The 19,980-nt window shown below is 46.5% G+C and carries 17 protein-coding genes; 8 read left to right on the top strand and 9 right to left on the bottom strand.

All coding sequences use genetic code 11. From position 1 onward, the window contains the following. Positions 1-15: 15 nt before the first annotated feature. Positions 16-417, bottom strand: coding sequence for a thioesterase family protein (locus OPS25_RS15305; RefSeq protein ID WP_407080252.1), 402 nt, complete (start codon positions 415-417; stop codon positions 16-18). 218 nt (positions 418-635) lie between these two features. Here OPS25_RS15305 and recQ point away from each other — a divergent pair, with 218 nt between their 5' ends. Next, positions 636-2,474, top strand: a complete 1,839-nt coding sequence (recQ, locus tag OPS25_RS15310; RefSeq protein WP_265618864.1) for a DNA helicase RecQ — start codon at positions 636-638, stop codon at positions 2,472-2,474. Here the strand turns inward: recQ and OPS25_RS15315 are convergent. Next, positions 2,471-3,133: a glutathione S-transferase gene (locus tag OPS25_RS15315; RefSeq protein WP_265618755.1), complete on the bottom strand. Its 663-nt coding sequence runs from the start codon at positions 3,131-3,133 to the stop codon at positions 2,471-2,473. The two genes, recQ and OPS25_RS15315, sit on opposite strands and share 4 nt — an antisense overlap. 467 nt (positions 3,134-3,600) lie before the next feature. On the opposite strand from OPS25_RS15315, the gene OPS25_RS15320 reads away from it, so the two are divergent. The 3 genes from OPS25_RS15320 (at position 3,601) to ribA (ending at position 7,675) form a co-directional block, all read left to right on the top strand. Next, the gene (locus OPS25_RS15320) at positions 3,601-3,915 is read left to right on the top strand and encodes a DUF3630 family protein (protein WP_265618756.1); all 315 of its coding nucleotides are present in this window, start codon (positions 3,601-3,603) and stop codon (positions 3,913-3,915) included. A gap of 159 nt (positions 3,916-4,074) precedes the next feature. Continuing rightward, the gene (locus OPS25_RS15325; protein WP_265618757.1) at positions 4,075-6,972 is read left to right on the top strand and encodes an EAL domain-containing protein; all 2,898 of its coding nucleotides are present in this window, start codon (positions 4,075-4,077) and stop codon (positions 6,970-6,972) included. A gap of 85 nt (positions 6,973-7,057) precedes the next feature. Beyond that, positions 7,058-7,675, top strand: coding sequence for a GTP cyclohydrolase II (ribA, locus tag OPS25_RS15330; protein WP_265618758.1), 618 nt, complete (start codon positions 7,058-7,060; stop codon positions 7,673-7,675). On the opposite strand, the gene OPS25_RS15335 is transcribed toward ribA, so the two are convergent. Further along, complete coding sequence (locus OPS25_RS15335) at positions 7,665-7,889, bottom strand: hypothetical protein (RefSeq protein ID WP_265618759.1); 225 nt, start codon at positions 7,887-7,889, stop codon at positions 7,665-7,667. The two genes, ribA and OPS25_RS15335, sit on opposite strands and share 11 nt — an antisense overlap. Positions 7,890-7,940: 51 nt before the next feature. After that, positions 7,941-8,114: a hypothetical protein gene (locus OPS25_RS15340; RefSeq protein ID WP_265618760.1), complete on the bottom strand. Its 174-nt coding sequence runs from the start codon at positions 8,112-8,114 to the stop codon at positions 7,941-7,943. Between the two features lie 235 nt (positions 8,115-8,349). On the opposite strand from OPS25_RS15340, the gene OPS25_RS15345 reads away from it, so the two are divergent. Further along, a complete protein-coding gene (locus tag OPS25_RS15345) occupies positions 8,350-9,666 on the top strand; it encodes a DUF3300 domain-containing protein (protein WP_265618761.1) in 1,317 nt (438 codons plus the stop codon). An 815-nt stretch (positions 9,667-10,481) separates the two neighbouring features. Here the strand turns inward: OPS25_RS15345 and OPS25_RS15350 are convergent. After that, positions 10,482-11,348 carry an ATP-grasp domain-containing protein gene (locus tag OPS25_RS15350; RefSeq protein ID WP_265618762.1) on the bottom strand — a complete coding sequence of 289 codons (867 nt, stop codon included), beginning with the start codon at positions 11,346-11,348 and terminating at the stop codon, positions 10,482-10,484. Then, positions 11,349-11,888, bottom strand: coding sequence for a hypothetical protein (locus OPS25_RS15355; RefSeq protein WP_265618763.1), 540 nt, complete (start codon positions 11,886-11,888; stop codon positions 11,349-11,351). 164 nt (positions 11,889-12,052) lie between these two features. On the opposite strand from OPS25_RS15355, the gene OPS25_RS15360 reads away from it, so the two are divergent. Together OPS25_RS15360 and OPS25_RS15365 are read left to right on the top strand one after the other, a co-directional pair. Then, positions 12,053-12,928, top strand: a complete 876-nt coding sequence (locus tag OPS25_RS15360) for a mechanosensitive ion channel family protein (RefSeq protein WP_265618865.1) — start codon at positions 12,053-12,055, stop codon at positions 12,926-12,928. Continuing rightward, complete coding sequence (locus OPS25_RS15365) at positions 12,925-13,896, top strand: zinc transporter ZntB (RefSeq protein ID WP_265618764.1); 972 nt, start codon at positions 12,925-12,927, stop codon at positions 13,894-13,896. Before OPS25_RS15360 ends, OPS25_RS15365 begins: the two co-directional genes overlap by 4 nt. 405 nt (positions 13,897-14,301) lie before the next feature. Here the strand turns inward: OPS25_RS15365 and OPS25_RS15370 are convergent, their stop codons facing one another. Beyond that, complete coding sequence (locus OPS25_RS15370) at positions 14,302-14,826, bottom strand: DsrE family protein (RefSeq protein ID WP_265618765.1); 525 nt, start codon at positions 14,824-14,826, stop codon at positions 14,302-14,304. Between the two features lie 78 nt (positions 14,827-14,904). Here OPS25_RS15370 and OPS25_RS15375 point away from each other — a divergent pair, with 78 nt between their 5' ends. Then, positions 14,905-15,642, top strand: a complete 738-nt coding sequence (locus OPS25_RS15375) for a glutaredoxin (protein WP_265618766.1) — start codon at positions 14,905-14,907, stop codon at positions 15,640-15,642. 90 nt (positions 15,643-15,732) lie between these two features. Here the strand turns inward: OPS25_RS15375 and OPS25_RS15380 are convergent, their stop codons facing one another. Beyond that, positions 15,733-18,825 (bottom strand): efflux RND transporter permease subunit, encoded by a 3,093-nt coding sequence (locus OPS25_RS15380; protein WP_265618767.1) that lies wholly within the window; start codon positions 18,823-18,825, stop codon positions 15,733-15,735. Between the two features lie 9 nt (positions 18,826-18,834). Continuing rightward, on the bottom strand, positions 18,835-19,980 hold the full coding sequence (locus OPS25_RS15385) for an efflux RND transporter periplasmic adaptor subunit (RefSeq protein ID WP_265618768.1): 1,146 nt from the start codon (positions 19,978-19,980) through the stop codon (positions 18,835-18,837).

Raw genomic sequence — 19,980 nt, forward strand, 5'->3', positions numbered from 1 at the left:
CCCGCATAATCCTGCTTAGCCTAACATATAGGTGCCTGTACCAAAGGCGATATGATCACCTCGTTCATTGTGTAACTCCATTCGGCACACGGCAACTCTGCTACCTTTTCGAATAACCTGCCCCGTCGCGATAAAACGTTTGCCTCGGCCGGGACGGAGGTAATCTACTCGCATATCCACTGTCCCCATCGTTGGCAGCCTTGTCACCAGTTCGGCTAGATGGCCATCCTGCGTCTGCTTCACCGCACTTAAAATGGCCGTTAGGCCACCAATGGTGTCCAGTAGTGAGGCCGTAACCCCACCGTGCAAAATTTTCTGTAACGGATTACCGGTTAACTTATCGTCCCACGGAATTTCGAGGCGGATACTATCATCTTCAGTGACAAATCGAACCCCAAGAAGTTGATTAAAGGGCATATTTTCCTGAAAGAGTTTGATCACATGGTCGATAACGCCAGTTTGGGTAAGTTGCAGCTCTGTCACGGCGACTCCTTTTAACGTTGCTAATCAATTGTAGCGCATTGTCGGCGATTACTTGCACCCAGGCTATGTATGACCTGGCCACATGGGCTGTTTTTGAAATTTGCCCTGCTTAACTGATGAAGCACACGGGAAAAACACGTAAACTACGCAGCATGAATGATACCTGCACTACTACCAGCTTAACCACGTCCAGCCAATCACCTGCCGCTACCATTTTGGAGCGGGTATTTGGTTATGCAACGTTTCGTCCTGGCCAACAGGAAGTTATCGACCACCTGATCGAGGGTAAAGATGTGTTAGTACTGTTACCTACGGGCGGCGGTAAATCTTTATGTTATCAGGTGCCTGCATTAATAAGAGAGGGCACTGCGATAGTGGTATCTCCGCTGATTTCGTTAATGCAGGATCAGGTGCAGCAGCTGAAGGAGTCAGGGGTTAAAGCGGCGTTTCTCAATTCAACATTGTCCAGTGAAACGCAACAATCCATCATAGAGTCACTGAAGGCGGGGCACCTTGATTTACTGTATGTCTCGCCCGAAAGAATGCTGCAGTTTTCTTTTTTACAGACCATTAAACAATTGTCTTTGGCCTTATTTGCCATCGATGAGGCACATTGCGTTTCGCACTGGGGGCACGACTTCAGACAAGACTACCGGGGTTTAAGCACGCTTAAACAACAGTTCCCCTCTACGCCCATTATTGCTCTGACCGCCACAGCAGACACCGCCACCCAATCTGACATTGTAAGTCAGTTGGCACTCACTTCGCCCTACATCTTTAAAGGTAGCTTTGACAGACCCAACATTCGCTACCGTGTCATGTCAAAATACAAGGCCTTCGAACAAGTTTCTAAGTATGTAAAAGCTGCCGAAGGTAGCGGTATTATTTATTGCAACAGTCGTGCGAAAGTAGATGACTTATATGCACGCTTATATCGTCAGGGATATAAATGCGCGGCATATCATGCAGGTATGGATGCCGATGAGCGCGAGATGGTGTTGCAGCAGTTTTTACGCGACAAAATCGATATTGTGGTTGCCACGGTAGCCTTTGGTATGGGCATTAACAAGTCAAACGTACGTTTTGTGCTTCACCACGATGTGCCCCGCAGTATTGAAAGTTATTACCAGGAAACTGGCCGTGCCGGCCGAGATGGATTACCTGCAGACGCCATGTTGCTGTTTAACGAAAATGACGCAGCCCGGGTACGCCAGTGGATTGAGCAGGGCGACAATCTTACCCAAACGCCAATTGAAGTGCAGAAATTTGAAGCCATGGAATCGTTTGCCGAAGCACAAACCTGTCGTCGGCAAATTCTGCTGAATTACTTTTCCCAATACAGTGATCAATCCTGTGGCAATTGTGATATTTGTCTGGATCCACCGAAGTTGATTGATGGCATCGTCCTGGCGCAAAAGGTGTTGTCATGTATTTTGAGACTTGAACAGCAGGCTTCCAACCAGTACGTGATCGATATACTTAGAGGTAAAGCGCTAAAACGTATTCAGGACGCGGGTCATGATCAGCTTACAACGTACGGGATTGGCAAAGATAAGTCAGATAGCTACTGGCACAATATTATTAACCAGCTTATTCATCAAGGATTGATCAGAGTCGATATCACCGCACACGCTGCGCTAAGGCTTACCGAAGCTGCCAGGCCAGTATTAAAAGGTGAGTGTGAACTAAAGCTGGCTGCACCGCGGCTGGAATTCAAACCGGAAAAAGAGAAAAAGACCCTTTCAGTGGAGTACGACAAAGGGTTGTTTAAACGCTTTAAGCATCTTAGAAAAACTTTGGCTGACGAACACGAGGTGCCGCCTTTCGTTATTTTCAGTGACGCTACGTTAGTGGATATGGCCAATAAGTTACCCACTAGCCCGAGTGAATTTCTCGATGTTAGTGGGGTGGGACAAACGAAATTAGAACGTTATGGCAGTGCCTTCTTACAGTTGATTAATGACTATCAAAACAGAGGCAACGATCATTAAGCGTAGGAATACTTACCCCCTTTCTTAAGCGCAGCCTGATAGGCAGGACGCTCATGAATGCGCTGCACATACTGAGTAATCACTGGATAGGCACGCGTTCGATTCGTCGCCACCAGCGACTCCAAAGGAAAACTCATTTGTACGTCGGCGCCCGATGGTTGACTGCCTGCAAACCATTCATGTGAAGACAACCACGACTCTATGTATTTCAGACTCTGCTCAAGATTAGGCCCGTAGTAAGCCCGTATTATCGCGTCGACCATTTTGTTAACTACGGGCTTAAACAGAAAGGGGCTTTTCTCGCGAGCCTTCGTCAACACCTTCATAGCCACCAGAGGTGGCATTAACGAGCCCTCAGCAAAATGCATCCAAAAAAGATATGATTGATAGGCTTGCTCATCGACCGGTATCTGAAATGCGTCCGTGGCATAGTGCTTGGTCAAATATTCTATAATGGCTCCCGACTCTGCCAGTGTGCCATTTTCGGTAGTTAAAATAGGGGCTCTGCCCAATGGGTGTAGCGCTTTTAGCGAGGCTGGCGCCAGCCCAGTTTTCGGATCCCGCTGATAAATTTCTAATTTATAGGTTAACTTTAACTCTTCCAGTAACCAAAGAATGCGTTGTGAGCGAGAATCGTTCAGGTGATGCAGCGTAAGCATAGGTCCCTCATAGTGTGCCACTCCATTGATTTACTTCAGCAAAAACGCCAGTAACAAGCAAGAGTGTTTCTTTAAATTGATTAAAACCCGCCAGCATGGGAAGGGGCTCCCTCCATTACCGCTTAAGGCATGGTTCTTCTGGCAGGTTCGCATACCGGTGGCGAAGACCCCATGACACACTGCTTTGCATGTAATTGCAAATTAAAGTTGTTGCGGTGCCCACCCGCATTTTGAGCGTATTAGGCGGCTGAACAGCCAAACTCTTTACACTGCTTTCGTTATCTCGTAGTGCATTTAACATGACAATGCGTAATAGTAAGAACGAACACCCGCCTGTAATTTCCATCGGTCATGAGTGGTCGATCTGTCTGTCGCTCCCCACAGCCCATTTATTTTTTAGTTACTAAAGGTTACTATTTTCTATCAAACCACCGTCCATAGGGCGAGTCATAGGATCCAGTCAGACTATGAGGTCACCGTGTAAGCCGTTAGATAAGCGAAAGCTCGCCGACCGTCTTGTAATAACCGGCAATAAAGCCGTTTTCACTGTACCACTACCGTCGGATAAACATGCGACCACGCAGTTTATCGAACAGTTTCTACAAAGTACGGGGACTCGTTTGATTAGCTCTGAGTGGGGGGCCGATCGTTTTCAGGCCGTGTTGGAACAACAGTCGCAACGCTTCTACCTTCATATTGAATGGCTTTGTGAAGCTATGTGGCTGGAATATGAGCACTCCACAGACGATATTGAAAATCTTGTCAATACGCTAACCGATTGAATTGCAGTTGTTTTGGTGCAAACTTAAGATTAACAATCCAGCTCTGTCCGAATAAGCATCAGGGGGTGTCAAAATAAATACCCTCCCAATATTAACTTATTCGCCACTGAGCGAGATGTTGGTTAAGATAGGAAGGGATTTTCTCTGCGGATAGATTGAGTGGCACAATTCTCACAGAAGTGGTTAATGATAACTCGACACATGTTACCAGGCTGGATGCTTGCTCTGCTGATGATGTGTCAAATGGGCCAAGCTGTGGCCGAAACTTTGTTAATCGATGAAGCGTTCACCAAGGCAAATCTACAACGGCATAGTTTGAGTCGCGTAGCGGACAAGCATGTTTCCTTCGCGCAGATCATAAACTCCACCACCGGCAAAGTTAATCCACATTTCCTTCATCCTCTTGAAGATGGCTCCCGAATCTGGATGATGAGTCATGTTCAAAACATCTCCCACAAACAGCTCAAAATGGCTTTGACTGTGGAAAGACTTGGATTAGATGAAGTAACATTTTGGATAGTGGACGAACGCCAGCGCATTGTGCATTCATATAAAGCCACCACAAAAAATCCCATTTCGTGGTTTGAGCAAACGCTTCCCGCCATTACTTATGATTTCAAATTACCCAAGAATCAAACCGTTACAATATTATTGAGCGTTGAAGATAGTGGCCTGACGAGCTTACCTGTGTTTTTATGGCAACAAAATGCGCTGAAAGCTCACAGTAAAGTTCATTTACTTTTTGTAGGTGTACTGGTAGGTAAATTAGCGATTTTATTTATTTACTTCTTCTTGTCTTACTTGTATCAGCGAACGCCTGCGCGGTTCTGGCTCGCGATGAGCAATTTGTTTTTCCTCACGCTGGTGGCGGCGATGCAGGGCTTGCTAAATTCAGTTGTTCCCGTCGCCGCATACGCTGAACCTATTATCGCTGTGCTCCTGGCATTGATCCTGTTTTCACTTGCGAACGTGACGCATAATTTGTTTGTCCGCTTACCTAGCGGATTTCATTTTTTAAATTATGCAGGCCCGTTATATTTATTAGTTGCCGTGGCAACACAGAACACGTACTACCTGTCCATTACCATTTTATTAACGGTTCCGGTGGCAAGCCTCATCCAAGTATTTTCTGCATTAATTTTTAGAGATCGACGTAATAAATCACTTTCACGAATCTACCTAATAAGCTGGCTTTTTTTAGTCGCGTTATTTGCGCTTCAAATTGATATTTTAGCCAGCAGTTATAGCCTAACTTCCTACCACACAGCGCTAAGCGTGCTAATGCTTTCGCTGGCGTGCTTGAGTTTTGGTGTGTGTGTGGAGTTAAAAGAACGGAGTTTTACCCAACAACAGATCAGCGCCAGGGAACAGACCATTAGCAGTTTAAATTACTTTTATAAACTGTTCCGAAATTCTGCCGAAGGCTTATATACCTCCACGGTAGATGGCGCGCTAAAGAGCGTAAACCCTGCAATGTGTGCCGTATTTGGGTACGAGGATGAGGACAGCATGCTGGCAGCAGTTAAAAATACCAAGCAATTTTATGCCAATCCGGAAGATCGCGAGTTACTGGTGGGTGAATTGCTTGAAAAAGGCTCGGTCATGGGTAAAGAAATTAAAGGACGCAAAGCCGACGGAAATGAGTTTTGGTTTTGCATTTCCTGCCAATTGCAGGATGAAGATGAGGAACGATTTTTATACGGTTCCATATTCGATATTACCGAAAGAAAGCAATCCAACATCAGTCTTGAATACCTGGCCAGTCACGATAGCCTGACCGGTGTGTTTAATCGCCGCGAGTTCGAACTGCGTTTACATAGCGCAGCCAATCTGGTCGAACAATCTAAGGCAAATGTGGTTTTACTGTATTTAGACTTAGACCGCTTTAAAACGGTTAATGACACCTGTGGCCACAAAGCGGGTGACACCTTAATAAAAGAAATTGCACGCTTACTGCAAAGCACGCTTGCAGGCAAAGGCATTGTAGCCAGACTGGGAGGTGATGAGTTTGCAGTGCTGTTTGAACATCACAGTGAAGAGGTGGCCTATTTACAAGCCGTTAAAATTTTAAATGCTATCCAGGCATATCGGTTTATTTGGGAAAACCGTGTATTTACGCTTGGTGTGAGCATCGGTTTGCTCAACTGCACTGAACACCCTGCCAACCCCGAACAACTGTTAAGCATGGCAGATGCGGCCTGCTATATTGCCAAAGAGCAAGGGCGTAATCAGATTCATCGCTATAGTAACGACGATGAAAGCCTCAAACGTTATGAACAGGAATTAGCCTGGGTAGCCGATATCAATCTGGCGTTAGAGAACAATAGTTTCGAATTATATTACCAGCATTACCGCGTATTGAATGCACAACAACAGGGTGATTATTTCGAGATCTTATTACGCATGATTTCTGATAAAGGAGAGGTTATCCCCCCTTCGGCATTTTTTCCTTCCGCAGAAAGGTATGACCTGAGCGCTAAAATTGATCGCTGGGTGGTGGAGAATACCTTTAAATGGTTCGTCGATAACCCTGTTGTATTAAGCCGCGTAAAGCGATGCTGTATTAATCTTAGCGGCCCCTCATTAGCGGATAAGGATCTTAAGTTACTTATTCTCAATGCGTTCGAACGCTCAGGCGTGCCTTATGAAAAGATTTGCTTTGAAATCACGGAAACGGTTGCCATTGTAAAGATGGAAGATACGTTACAGTTTATGAAAACGTTTCAGCAGTTGGGCTGTCAATTCGCTTTAGATGATTTTGGCAGCGGCTTCTCATCCTATACCTACTTAAAACACTTGCCTGTCAATTGTGTAAAAATTGACGGCAGTTTTATTAAAGACATGCTCAATGACCCTGTGGATCACGCGATGGTCTCATCGATTAAAGATGTCGCCAAGGCAATGGGCATGGAAACGGTGGGCGAATGTGTAGAAGATGAAGCTACCATGGTGGCCCTGGGTAAAATGGGCGTAAATTATGCGCAAGGATACGGTATCGCGAAACCCAGAAGCCTAAAAGAGTTCGTCTCACTTGATAGCGGTGCGAATGAGGCGTAACACTGATATAATTCGTTTTAGCCTTATTGTATTTCCACAAAGCGCCCTAACATTAGGTTTTTTTAAACAGCAATAAAGATGTGTCATGACCAGCCAGCAACCTAAATATGAATATGTAAGCTCTGCAAAACTACCTACCCGATTAGGTAATTTTCGTATTCACGGGTTTGTTGAAGCCAGTGGTCAGGAGCATGTTGCACTGTCTTATGGTGATTGGAAAGAAAGCGATGTGGTGCCGATTCGTATTCATTCTGAATGCTTAACCGGTGATGCACTCTTCAGCACTCGATGCGATTGTGGCTATCAACTCGAAAAAGCGATGGCAAATATGGTGGAAAAGGGATTTGGTGTACTGCTATATCTGCGTCAGGAAGGCCGTGGCATTGGCTTGTTAAATAAAATTCGTGCCTATAACTTGCAAGACGCGGGCATGGATACGGTAGAGGCTAACGAACATTTAGGTTTTGACGCAGATTTGCGTAGTTATGATATATGCAAACTTATGCTCGAAAAACTGAATGTCAACAAAGTCGAATTGATGACCAACAATCCACGTAAAGTGGCGGCATTGGAAAAACTGGGCGTTGAGGTCGTCGCACGCAAACCTATTGACCATGGTATCACCAAAGACAATAAGCACTATATTAAAACCAAGACTGAGAAATTAGGTCACGCGTTTGACCCGCATTTGTTTAAAGATTAACGCATCTTTTTTTTGCATAGATTTTATCAATAACCAATACACTCACACTCACGATAAGCGTGGCTAGTAAGTACGCGCCCACATAATAAACCAGGTCAAAAATAATATTCTGACGGCTCAGTTCATCTAAAGAGTGAACAACATTTATGCCTGAAAAATGTTCAATTCCAAATAATATGATCAGACTTAAAATTATGGTGGTCACACTTTTCACTTTTTTCTCCTAATCGAAAAAGCCGCGTGAATGCGGCTTTCGAGCACCTGCCTATAGTAACGTATCGCTATAACCTCGTCCGTTGTAATCTTCTCTCCATCCACCGGCTCCGCCTGCAACCCAGTTCCAATAGCCATCGATAGCTTTACCCGCTGCATAGCCGAGGAAGAAATTATATAAGCCGCCTGATACTGCTTCTATCTCGTCAAGATGTAGTTCTTTCATTTTATTCCTTTAAAATTAGTACGGTAAATATATAAATTTAAATGTTCTTGTGTGAACGATATTAAGCCTAATACAGACTCAAGCAATGCACGACTGTATTAAAGTGTAGTTTTTTCCGCTCAGAATAAGCCATGTTCAATTTTCGATTCAGCTTCGGTTAATCCTCAACCCTCTATAACTCCAATTAACACGTATATATTCACATGATATGTAGGCATGTGAATCAGGAGTGAATATGAAAAAAACACTTTATGCTGTGCTAACTGCACTATCGCTTTCTGGCGGAGTGATTAGCACACCAGCGAGCGCTACCCCACCGCCAGAGCCGCAGATGGCCAATGAAGAATTCAGTGATGCCCAGCTGGACAGTATTTTAGCACCTATTGCCCTTTATCCTGATACCGTGCTGACCCATATACTGATTGCCTCGACCTATCCATTGGAAGTACTGAATGCATATAGGTGGCGTAAAGATAATTCCCATCTGTCCGCAGAAGAAGTTGCCGAAGAGGTAGAACTGTTCGATTGGGACCCAAGTGTGCGCGCCCTTGCTCCGTTGACCCAAGTACTCGAAACCATGAGTGACGATTTGGATTGGTTGCAGGATCTGGGGGATAACGTATTAATCGATCAAAGTCGCGTGCTGGCCCGCGTGCAGGTTTTGCGACAACATGCCTTAAATACTGGTCACCTTAAAAATTCTGACTATTTAACTTACGAAAAAGAAGAAGAGGTGATCGTAATAGAGCCTCGACGCCGCGAAGTCGTGTACATTCCTTACTATGATACTCGCGTGGTATATGGTAGTTGGTGGCACCCTATCGCGCCCGTGTATTGGCACCATCCAGTACATGCGGTTTCGCACGCCAGTTTTTACTGGAGTCCCAGTTTTCGTTTAAGTACACACTTTTACTTTGGCGGTATTCACTGGCATGACCGCTATGTAGTTGTGTCACAGTCACCTGTGCGTTATTACCACCATCCTCGCTACACGCGCCGTGTTTACAGCAAAGGGTACCAACGCTGGGACCATAACGCTGAGCATCGTCGTTCCCGTTATTCTCCGCGGGTTATCAACAAGGTGCATTCGTTACGAGAAGGTAGACCCATTCAAAGTAAAGCAACCTATCACCAACGCAAAATAGAGCATCGTGAGCTGAAAGACCAGTTACGTCATGTCCGCAGTGCTCCTCAAGAAAGAACCATTCGGCAACGAGATGGCGTTAACACCTCCCCCAAAGAATTAAATCGGGAGAAACGGGATATTAAGCCAGTACGTCGTGGTGAACTGACCCACCCGGAACGTCCGGTTATAGATAAAAAAGAATATATGCAACGAGAACGTCATGTATCGCCTCGCCCACAAATTGAGCGTCGTGAATTACAACGTCAGGAAATACAAAGAAGCCAGCAAGGTGTATCGCGGGACACCTCACGAGATACTATTTCACGTCAGGTCGCACCCGTTCGCGATTTACCCCGACGCCAGGAGCCTCCTACCAGACAGCCCCGCGACGTGCATCGCAAGAGGGATCTTGAACGCGATAGATAAACACTTTACCACCGCGTTATCATCCCCGCATGGAAGCGGGGGGATAACATTTAAGTAAAAACCATCGTTTATTATGCATACACACCTGCGTCACTACCAACCAGATACATCCGTCACCACCGCCCTGATACCTCCATCCCCACCGAGCAAATATCTTCGTCACCACCGCCCAGATACATCCGTCATCACCGCCCAGATACATCCGTCACCACCGCGCAGATACATCCGTCATCACCGCCCAGATACATCCGTCACCGCCGCCCAGATACATCCTTCATCACCGCGCAGATACATCCGTCACCACCGCCCAGATACATCCATCATCACCGCCCAGATACATCCGTCACCGCCGCCCAGATACATCCGTCACCGCCGCGAAGGCGGTAGTCTCCGTAGCGCATATATTCGTTATGTAAAACCTTGGTGAATTGAACAGACCCCCACCTGCGTGGGGGTGACACCGAGGCGTGGGGGTGACAACGTGGATTGGGCGAAATGAACAGCCCCCCCCACCTGCGTGGGGGTGACACCGAGGCGTGGGGGTGACAACGTGGATTGGGCGAAATGAACAGACCCCCACCTGCGTGGGGGTGACACCGAGGCGTGGGGGGTGACACCGAGGCGTGGGGGTGACAACGTAGATTGGGCGAAATGAACAGACCCCCTACCTACGTGGGGGTGACGGCTTGGCTTAGGGGTGACGGCGTGGCGTGGGGGTGCCAGCTTGGTTTGGATGACGTTATGTGGTGGGTGCTACGATTAAGGGTTGATTAGATCGTGGCTCTGGCTGTACAACCAGCAGTTAGTCATCACACTTAACGCTCGATTCTTTGCAGAAATGCTTCAACAAAACGCTGCGGAGACTGGGTATCAAGGGTGAAGTATAGCGATGGCTCAATAAGTTCTAACTCCATTACTGCCCATTTATCTTGATAACGTATCAAGTCTACTCGTGCGTACAAAGAGGAATCTGGCATGGCGTTCAGTGCTTGCTCAGCCACTTGACACATATAGTCGTCGGGTTGATAGGGTAACAATTGGCCCCCATGCTCTTCTTGTACTCTGAAATCTCCGGATGCCGGACGCTTTAAAATTGCGTGACTATAACTCCCGTTAAAATAAAAAAGCGAGTACTCACCTTCCTCAACAATGGTTTTAACGTATGGCTGAACCATGATCTTTCGATCAGCAAATACTTCGGCCAACTCGTTAGACTTAGCTATCAGTTCTTCAACGGTAAGTTTAAATGTATCATCGGCGTTGGCGCTTAACACAGGCTTTAGGACCAAACAATCAGTGTCATATTCATTAAACTGAGCGGCCACCTGATGTTCATTAAACTTCGTCAACCACAAAGTGGGCACAATTGTAAGCCCCTGCGCTTGCAAGTCTTTCAAGTAGGTTTTGTGCATATTCCATTGTTGCAAGCGCAGTGGATTTTCTAACCGGGCACAGGACTGATCTATTTCACTTAAAGTACTTAAAAATTCCTCTGGATGTTGCTGATAGTCCCAGGTGCTTCTTACGATGACAGCGGTATACTCGTTCCAATTGATGTTGCGACGGTGCCAGGAAATGGTATCCACTTGCCATCCAGCTTTAGCAAAGGGGGCGACCAGCAATTCGTCGTAAACGAAAAAATCGTCTAGATTGTCGGTCGATAAAAATGCGAGTTTTTTCATTTATATCTCTATAATAAGTTGTTCATCACGCACTGCCATTTTCTTTGGTAACTGATTAGCAAAAATGCCCAGTTCCATCTCATCCAAATCAAGTAATAAAATCACTGGCAAGACTTTACCCTGGATGGCTTTCACCCCATCTAACATGCCTTTGGAGTTAGTCATATTATCTTCGAGAATCTTAAGATCGGATAATATTGGCTTTTCAATCTGCAATTCTTTTTTCGCTCTGCGCCACGCCAGTTGGCCGCTAATTCTTCCTCGCGCAACAATTGTTCCTTCAGTTTTTTCGGCCTTCATCGTCACAATCATACTCACGTCATTATTAGCCATACCGAGGTCTACTTCGGGATCAGAGAAGGTTAAAATCATCCCCTCATAAAGTTGAGATTGAGGAAACGAGGCCTTTGCCATCATATCGACATCTTTTTCAGACAGTTTGAAGATAAAGGCAGAAGTTGTCGTCGAGGTGAGGAATAACCCCAACAAGGTAAGTAGCTTGCCCAATGTATAAATCGAACTCAGGGTAATTTTTGTCATCTGTTATGTCCTTTGATTAGCGCCCTAATTATTACTTCGCTTCGCTACCTCTCGGTTCAAAGTAAAAGCGTTTAACTTGGCAAGCGAGTGACCAACAGTCTATCATGCCAAAACAGATTACAAATCAACGTATTTAGCTACTGAGAGAATTGAGTGTGCAAGAACTGCTGAATGAGATCAGACAATATTTATCTTTTGAGTTATTCACCCTGTTCAAGCATACCTTTACGGTGGGAGAGCTATTACTTATTCCTTTTGTCTTAATTGTTGGCTCCTGGATAATCAAAAAGCTAGCGCATTTAGCTACCTATAGATTACGTAAAACGGGTGCCAGTGCGGATACCGTGCACTTGTTCAAGCGTATCTTCTACATCATTGCTTTTGCTGTGTTAATTGTCACTACGCTTGAAATGCTAAGTGTTCCTTTAACGGCGTTCGCATTTCTGTCAGGTGCTATTGCCATCGGGGTAGGATTTGGTGCGCAAAATATTATTAACAACTTCATCAGCGGCTGGATCCTAATGTGGGAAAGGCCGATTCGTATTGGGGATTTTTTAGAAGTTGATAATGCGCGCGGCTCTGTGGAAGCCATCAATACCCGTTCCACACGTATCCGCAGAGTAGATGGTGTTCACATGCTGATCCCGAATAGCAAGTTACTGGAAAACACCGTGATTAACTGGACGTTAATCGATCGTCTCACGCGCACTTCAGTAAAGGTAGGGGTAGCGTATGGCTCACTCTGCAAAAAAGTGGCCGAGCTAATTGAACGCGCTGTGACCCTGCAAGAGGATATTTTAACCGAACCCAAACCCGTAGTAATTTTTGAAGATTTTGGTGACAATGCGCTAGTATTTGAAGTGTATTTTTGGGTTAACGCGACAGTTGAACGGGATCTTAGGAAAATTCGCAGTGCGGTCAGGTTCGCCATTGATGAATTATTCAATGAAGCGGGTATTGTAATTGCTTTCCCACAACGAGATGTACATGTAGATGGTACGCTGAGACTGACACGCTCACAAAAGGAAGTTGAGGTATGAACAAAACCGTCACCGAGGCCTTTTTGTGGGCTTATGCCATTAACACCAATGGTGCGAGCCGCTCGCTCACCCCTCAGGATTTGCCCTACGCATGCAATGAAGATGAGTATGTATGGATACATCTGTGCTCAGATGTTGAAGAGGTAGATGGTTTGATGCGGGCAATCGGGCTATCTGAAACGGTGGCTGATAAATTAACCACACTGGTCACACGGCCACGCACTATAATGGTAGGCAATGGTACACTTATGTATCTTCGCGGTATTAATAAAAATCCAGGCGCATCGCCGGACGATATGGTTTCTTTGCGCGTCTGGCTTGAAGAAAAGTTAATTGTAACCGCACGCCGGGCCGATCGGGGGTTAATGTCCATTAATGAAAGCAGAAGCCAGGTCGATCTGGGACAGGCACCGGCATCACCCACCTATATGCTCATTCACATCATTGAAAATCTGGCAGACAAAATTCATGAGGTGGTTGATCAGTTTGACGATACGCTGATAGAGTTCGAATTGAGCGACCATTTGGATAAAAAGGCCCGTTTAGCATTAGGGGATTTACGCCGCCGCGCCGCCTCTATTCGTCGCTACCTTTCCCCCCAGCGCGATGCGTTGGATGCGATGTTCAGATTACCCCACCTCTCTAACGAACAAATGTTCGAGTTACGAGAACAAACGGAACGTGTAACTCGCTATATTGAAGATCTCGATTTAGCGCGTGAGCGTGCTATCGTGCTTCAGGACGAACTTCGTAACACAATAGCTGATCGCCAGGGTATGCGCATGTATGTGTTGTCTATGGTAACGGCGATATTTTTACCACTTTCCTTCCTGACCGGTGTTTTTGGGATGAACGTCGGGGGTTTGCCAGGAACTGACACGCCAGAAGCATTTGCCATCTTGATAACAGCCATGGGCGGGTTAACCCTAGTCATGCTGATTGCAATGCTGTGGAAACGTTGGTTATAGCTATTTTGACGTTTAACGATTAAGGTGTCGACTGAGTGGTGCGGGCCTTTGGTGGAGTCATCGAAAAACTGGAAGACACCTGCGGATGACCTTTTTTATTTACCTGCACATGCTTATCCAAGGGTGTCAGATTTTTATCTCAGCCAACGGAAATTTATGCGAAACCGGAAGATTAAAAAGGTTTACATAGCTATTCGTTGATTTATGGGTATAGCCTACCCATTTCAAACAAGTAGCCGCGAGTATTGAGATAAAGAGTGTGCCCTGAAGTGTAAAACGTCGTTCCAGCCCACCACGGCAATTAAACAAAGTGCTCCTGCGCATGGTGAAGACAAAACTGGAATTTAAGCGAAAGATAATCGCGATTCATTATTAACATCGTCTTGTTATTCAAACCAGTTAACGTTAAAAGGGATTGAGCGTATAGCCTTGTTGTTGAAGCATCGCATTGGCTGTCATGGCGGATAGCACCACCCTCACCCCCGGTAATAGCTCGTTCTTTTCGATTTTATGGGCTGCGGCCGACTGTCCACATACCAGTATGCTTACTCCTTTTTCTAAGAGTGAATTAACCAGTACCACATTTTCACTTGGTGAATTATGTCGCTTCTCATAAGCCTTTGAAGTTAGTAAATCGTGGGTAGCAGCACCATGCACTACCATGGCTAACTGAAGGTTTGACATATCGATGCCATTGGCTACATGCATATTTATGAAGCGAGCCAGGGAATTAAACGAGCGATTTAGTGTTCCCACCTCGGCATCCTTGGCAATATCGAACACCACTTTGAACGTTTGCCCTTTTTCGAAATGGATACCATCTGTTGCAGTGTGCTTGCCGAAGTCATCAAAAACTGGTCCAGTAGAAAATTCGCCCGCAGACAACGAACATGACAGCAGGCAACTAGCAAGGATAGTGAAACGGGCCATACATTTTCCTATGTGATCTTCATTTAATCAAACGCCTTACCTACCATAACATAAGCAATTTGAGTTAGGGGATTACAAATGGCGAAAAAAGCAACCTTATACCGTATGGTAACTGACGAACATATGTGCCCATATGGACTAAAATCCAAAGACTTACTCGAGCGAGAAGGCTATAGTGTTGATGATCAGAAGCTTACCTCGCGAGCAGAAATAGATGCATTTAAAAGTAAACATGATGTAGAAACTACGCCGCAGACCTTTATTGAAAATGAGCGCATTGGCGGTTACGAAGAGTTGCGTGAATACTTTGGTAAAGGTAAAGAGGGGCAACAAGGAACGACCTATACGCCGGTGTTGGCAATTTTTGCTATTGCCGCGCTGTTTGTCGTGGCGCTACTTTTCTCTTCCCGACTACCAGTAGCACCGGAACCCATCATTCTGCATTTTGTTGCCTTTGCTATGGTACTGCTCGCCTTACAGAAACTGCAGGATGTAAGATCATTTGCGACCATGTTTATCACCTATGACTTGTTGGCGATGAAACATTTACGGTACGCCTATTTTTACCCCTTCGCAGAAGCTTACGCAGGCCTTGGAATGCTAGCAAAATTTCCTGTATTAATGGTAGCACCGGTCTCGCTTTTCATTGGCGGTATTGGTGCCGCTTCAGTGATTAAGGCAGTTTACATTGATAAACGCGAACTGAAATGTGCTTGTGTGGGTGGGGACAGCAATGTGCCCCTGGGTTTCATCAGTCTAAGCGAAAACCTGTTTATGGTGGGTTCGGGTCTGTGGATGCTCGCTAGCGTGCTCTAAACACCCCACCCAGCCCTACTAGCTGTAGGGCCCATCCGCCTTCACTTGGCATCTTGTTCTAATGCAGATAAATATTTGCGCGGCGCTAACCTAGCGCCGTCTTAATACTTTCTCAACAGCCACATAAAACATGGGCACAAAAAAGATGGCCAGGAAGGTCGCTGCCAGCATACCGCCAATAACGGCGAGGCCGATGGCGTTTTGCGCTGCGGCCCCTGCTCCGCTTGCTAACGCCAGCGGGGATACCCCCAAGATAAAGGCCATGGAGGTCATGATAATAGGACGGAACCGTTGCTTTGCTGCATTCGCCACCGCCACCATAAGATCCTCACCCTGAGAAACCTGTTCGCGAGCAAACTCTACAATTAAAATAGCATTTTTAGCGGCCAGCCCTACCGTGGTTAAGAAGGCAACTTGAAGATATATGTCGTTAGGTAAACCAAACAGAAAAGCCGCGGTCACCGCGCCTAATATACCTAACGGCACAACCAGAATAACGGCCACCGGCACTGCCCAACTTTCATACAGGGCCGCCAGGCATAAGAATACTACCAGCACCGAGATCACGTAAAGCATGGGGGCCTGATCGCCCGCTTCCTGTTCTTCGTAGGACAAGCCTGTCCACTCGAGCCCGAACCCTTGCGGGAGTTGATCGACAATTTTCTGCATTTCCTGCATCGCCTCGCCAGTAGAAATACCGGGTGCTGGCCCTCCCTGAATATTCAGCGAGCCTATCCCGTTAAACCGCTCTAACCGGGGCGAACCGTAGGTCCATTCATACGTCGCAAACGCACTGAATGCGACCATCTCGCCTTGGGAATTACGTACATACCATTTATCTAAGTCCTCAGGGTTCATTCGATAAGGTGCATCGGCTTGTAGATAAACCCGTTTTATTCGACCTTGATCAATAAAATCATTCACGTAACTGGAGCCCCAGGCAATTTGTAAGGTCGTGTTAATTTCATTAAGGGGGATACCAAGTGCTGAGGCCTTTTCATTATCAATATTAATTTTGAACTGGGGCACATCGCTTAATCCGTTTGGTCTGACGCCCATCAACTTTGGGTTTTGCGCTGCCATGCCTAATAGCTGATTGCGTGCATCCATCAGCGCGGCGTGTCCTAAGCCGCCACGATCTACCAGTTGCATACTGAACCCTGTGGCGCTACCCAATTCCATGATGGGCGGCATCATGATAGGAAAGGCCATGGCATCCTGAAATTGAGAGAACGCCCCGTATGCCTGATTGGTAATAGCAAAGGCGCTCTGCGATTCATCGCGCTCGTCCCAGTCTACTAGGTGCACAAACCCCATCGCTGCATTCTGCGCACTGCCGGCGAAGCTAAATCCCACCACCGAAAACATATCTTTCACCACATCTTTATGCTGGTTTAAGAAAAAGTCTTCCGCTTTTTTAACAGACTCCAGCGTTCGTTCCGCGGTAGAGCCGGGTGGAGTGGTCAGGATCATCAAGACACTACCCTGGTCTTCGTTGGGTAAGAACGAGCCAGGCAAGCGCATGAAAATAAATATCATACCGGCCACCAGTAACCCATAGACAACGAAAAAGCGCTTAAAACGACCGGCCATAAAAGAAGCAGAGCGTTGGTAATGATTACGCCCGCCATTAAACATTCGGTTAAACGCTCCCAGTAAACCTTTGTTCTTTTCATCGTGAGGAGGATGCTTTTTAAGAAACGTTGCACACAGCGAGGGTGATAAAATCATGGCCACTAGCACCGAAAATATCATCGCCGAAACCAGCGTTATCGAAAACTGGCGATAAATCACCCCGGCTGAGCCGCTGAAAAACGCCATCGGAATAAATACAGTCGAAAGTACCGCGGCAATCCCAACCAAGGCACTGCTGATTTGACCCATTGATTTCTTGGTGGCTGCTTTAGGATCCAGTCCCTCTTCTTCCATGATCCGCTCTACGTTTTCAACTACCACAATAGCATCATCCACCAGTAACCCGATGGCCAGGACCATGGCAAACATGGTTAATACGTTAATACTAAAACCAAATGAATAAAGCACGGCAAACGTACCTAACAATACGACAGGTACGGCAATAGTGGGAATTAAGGTGGCTCGCCAGTTCTGTAAAAACAATAACATCACCAGAAACACCAGCACCACAGCTTCAATGAGCGTTTGCACCACCGATTTAATGGATAGTTCAATAAAAGGAGAGGAATCCAGCGGGTAGACCACCGTTACCCCCGAAGGTAGTGTGGACTGAAGTTCGTTTACGCGCTGTTTTACTCGCTCAATAGTGTCTAAGGCATTTGCGCCTGACGCTATACTAACAGCCATACCTGATGCAGGATGTCGCTTGTAGCGAACGATTGCATCGTAAGACTGCGCGCCCAGCTCAACTCTAGCCACATCGTGCAGGCGTACCTGCGAACCATCCGTATTGACTCTCAGTACAATATTTTCGAAGTCATGCACGCTATGCAATAAGGATTGTGCTTGAATAGTGGCGGTAATTTGCTGTCCTTTAAGAGCGGGCATCCCCCCTAACTGACCGGCAGAAATATCAGTATTTTGCGTGCGTACTGCATTCTGTACATCCACTGGGGTCAAATTGAAACTATAGAGTTTGGCGGGATCGAGCCAAATACGCATGGAACGCTGGGCACCGAAAACCTGTACGTTCCCCACCCCGTTCACGCGCGAAATGGGATCACGAAACACTGTAACTAACATGTCGCTCAAGTCATGTTGTGAAAACGTACCATCGTCAGAATACACACCTACGACCAAAGCAAATGAATTGTTCGCTTTGGTGACGGTCACCCCTTGTTGCTGCACTGGCTGAGGGAGTAGCGGGATCGCGCTCTGCACTTTATTTTGCGTTTGCACCTGTGCGATATCCGGATCGGTACCAGGCGCGAACGTCAGCGCAATGTTCATTGCGTTATTCGAACTGGTGGCCGAGAAATAACGCAAGTTATCGAGCCCTGATAAGTTCTGTTCAATAGTCTGCGTAACTGAATTTTCCACCGTTTCTGCCGATGCGCCCGGATAAAACGCGCTGATGCTAACTGATGGTGGCGCTACTTTAGGGTACTGTTCGATGGGTAATGAACGAATTGCCAGAACACCAGCCATCATAGTGATAATAGCGAGTACCCAGGCAAATACCGGACGGTCGATAAAGAAATTAGCCATAAGGTAACCTTACTCCTCAGCCGTGCTTGCGGGAGCTGCACCCCAGGGTTGTGGGGATACCTTCATTCCAGGCTGTACCTTTTGATAGCCGGTAACAATTATGCTTTCACCTTCAGCTACCCCTTGATCCACCACATACTGATCGCGATAGAGGCTTTTCACCGAAACAGGACGTGCCTCTACTTTATTTTTTTTATTCACTACAAATACAACCAGCGAGCCATCCGGGTTGCGGGTGGTGGCACGCTGAGGTAGCAGCAGCGCACTATCGGTAGACATGAGAATATTGGCCTTTACGAACAGGCCTGGCATTAGCAAGCCATCAGGATTGGGCGCCACAGCGCGTAAGGTTACCGCCCCTGTAGTCTCATCTACAGTCACTTCCGAAAACTTAAGCTCAGCTTGGTGTGGATAGCGCTCTCCGGTTAAGTTATTCAACACAATATCCACCGGCAGGGCACCTTTTTCCCGCATGAGTTCACGAATTTTAAGAACTTCTTTGCCAGAACTTTGAATATCAATAAAAACCGGGTCCAATTGAGTAATCGTTGCCATCGGCTGCGTCTGGTTAGCTGTCACCAGTGCCCCTTCAGTCACTTGCGAGCGGCTAATATGACCCTCAATAGGCGCATACACTTTGGTGTAATCCAGATTCACTTTTGCCAATTGCGTGGTAGCTTCAGCTACACTTTTTGCAGCACGCGCTTGTGCGAGTTGCGCTGTAACATCATCGTTTTCCTGCTCGCTGATGGCGTTTTTGCTGATCAAATTTTTGACGCGGCTGGCTCTGGCTTCTAGGGTAGTGACGTTGGCTTGTGCACTTTGAAGATCGGCTTTGGCACTATTATATTGCGCCCGGTAGCGGCTATCATCGATTTGGTAAAGTTGTTGACCTTTTTTAACTTTCGCGCCTTCTTCAAAAAATCGTTTAACCACTACACCATCCACCTGCGGTCTTACATGGGCTTGTTTGGAAGGGGATATCCGCCCGGGCAAGGATGTAGAAAGAGTGACATTTTCTCGCGATAATGTCATCACAGACACGGCCGGTGGCGGCATATCTTGGCCCATTGTCTGCTGAGCGTCCGGCTCTTCAGCACACGCGAGTAGCGATAACGAAAGGATGACAGTAACGACCTTGTAAAACTGATACAT

The sequence above is a fragment of the Alteromonas aquimaris genome (genome assembly GCF_026183695.1).
GTDB lineage: Bacteria > Pseudomonadota > Gammaproteobacteria > Enterobacterales > Alteromonadaceae > Alteromonas > Alteromonas aquimaris.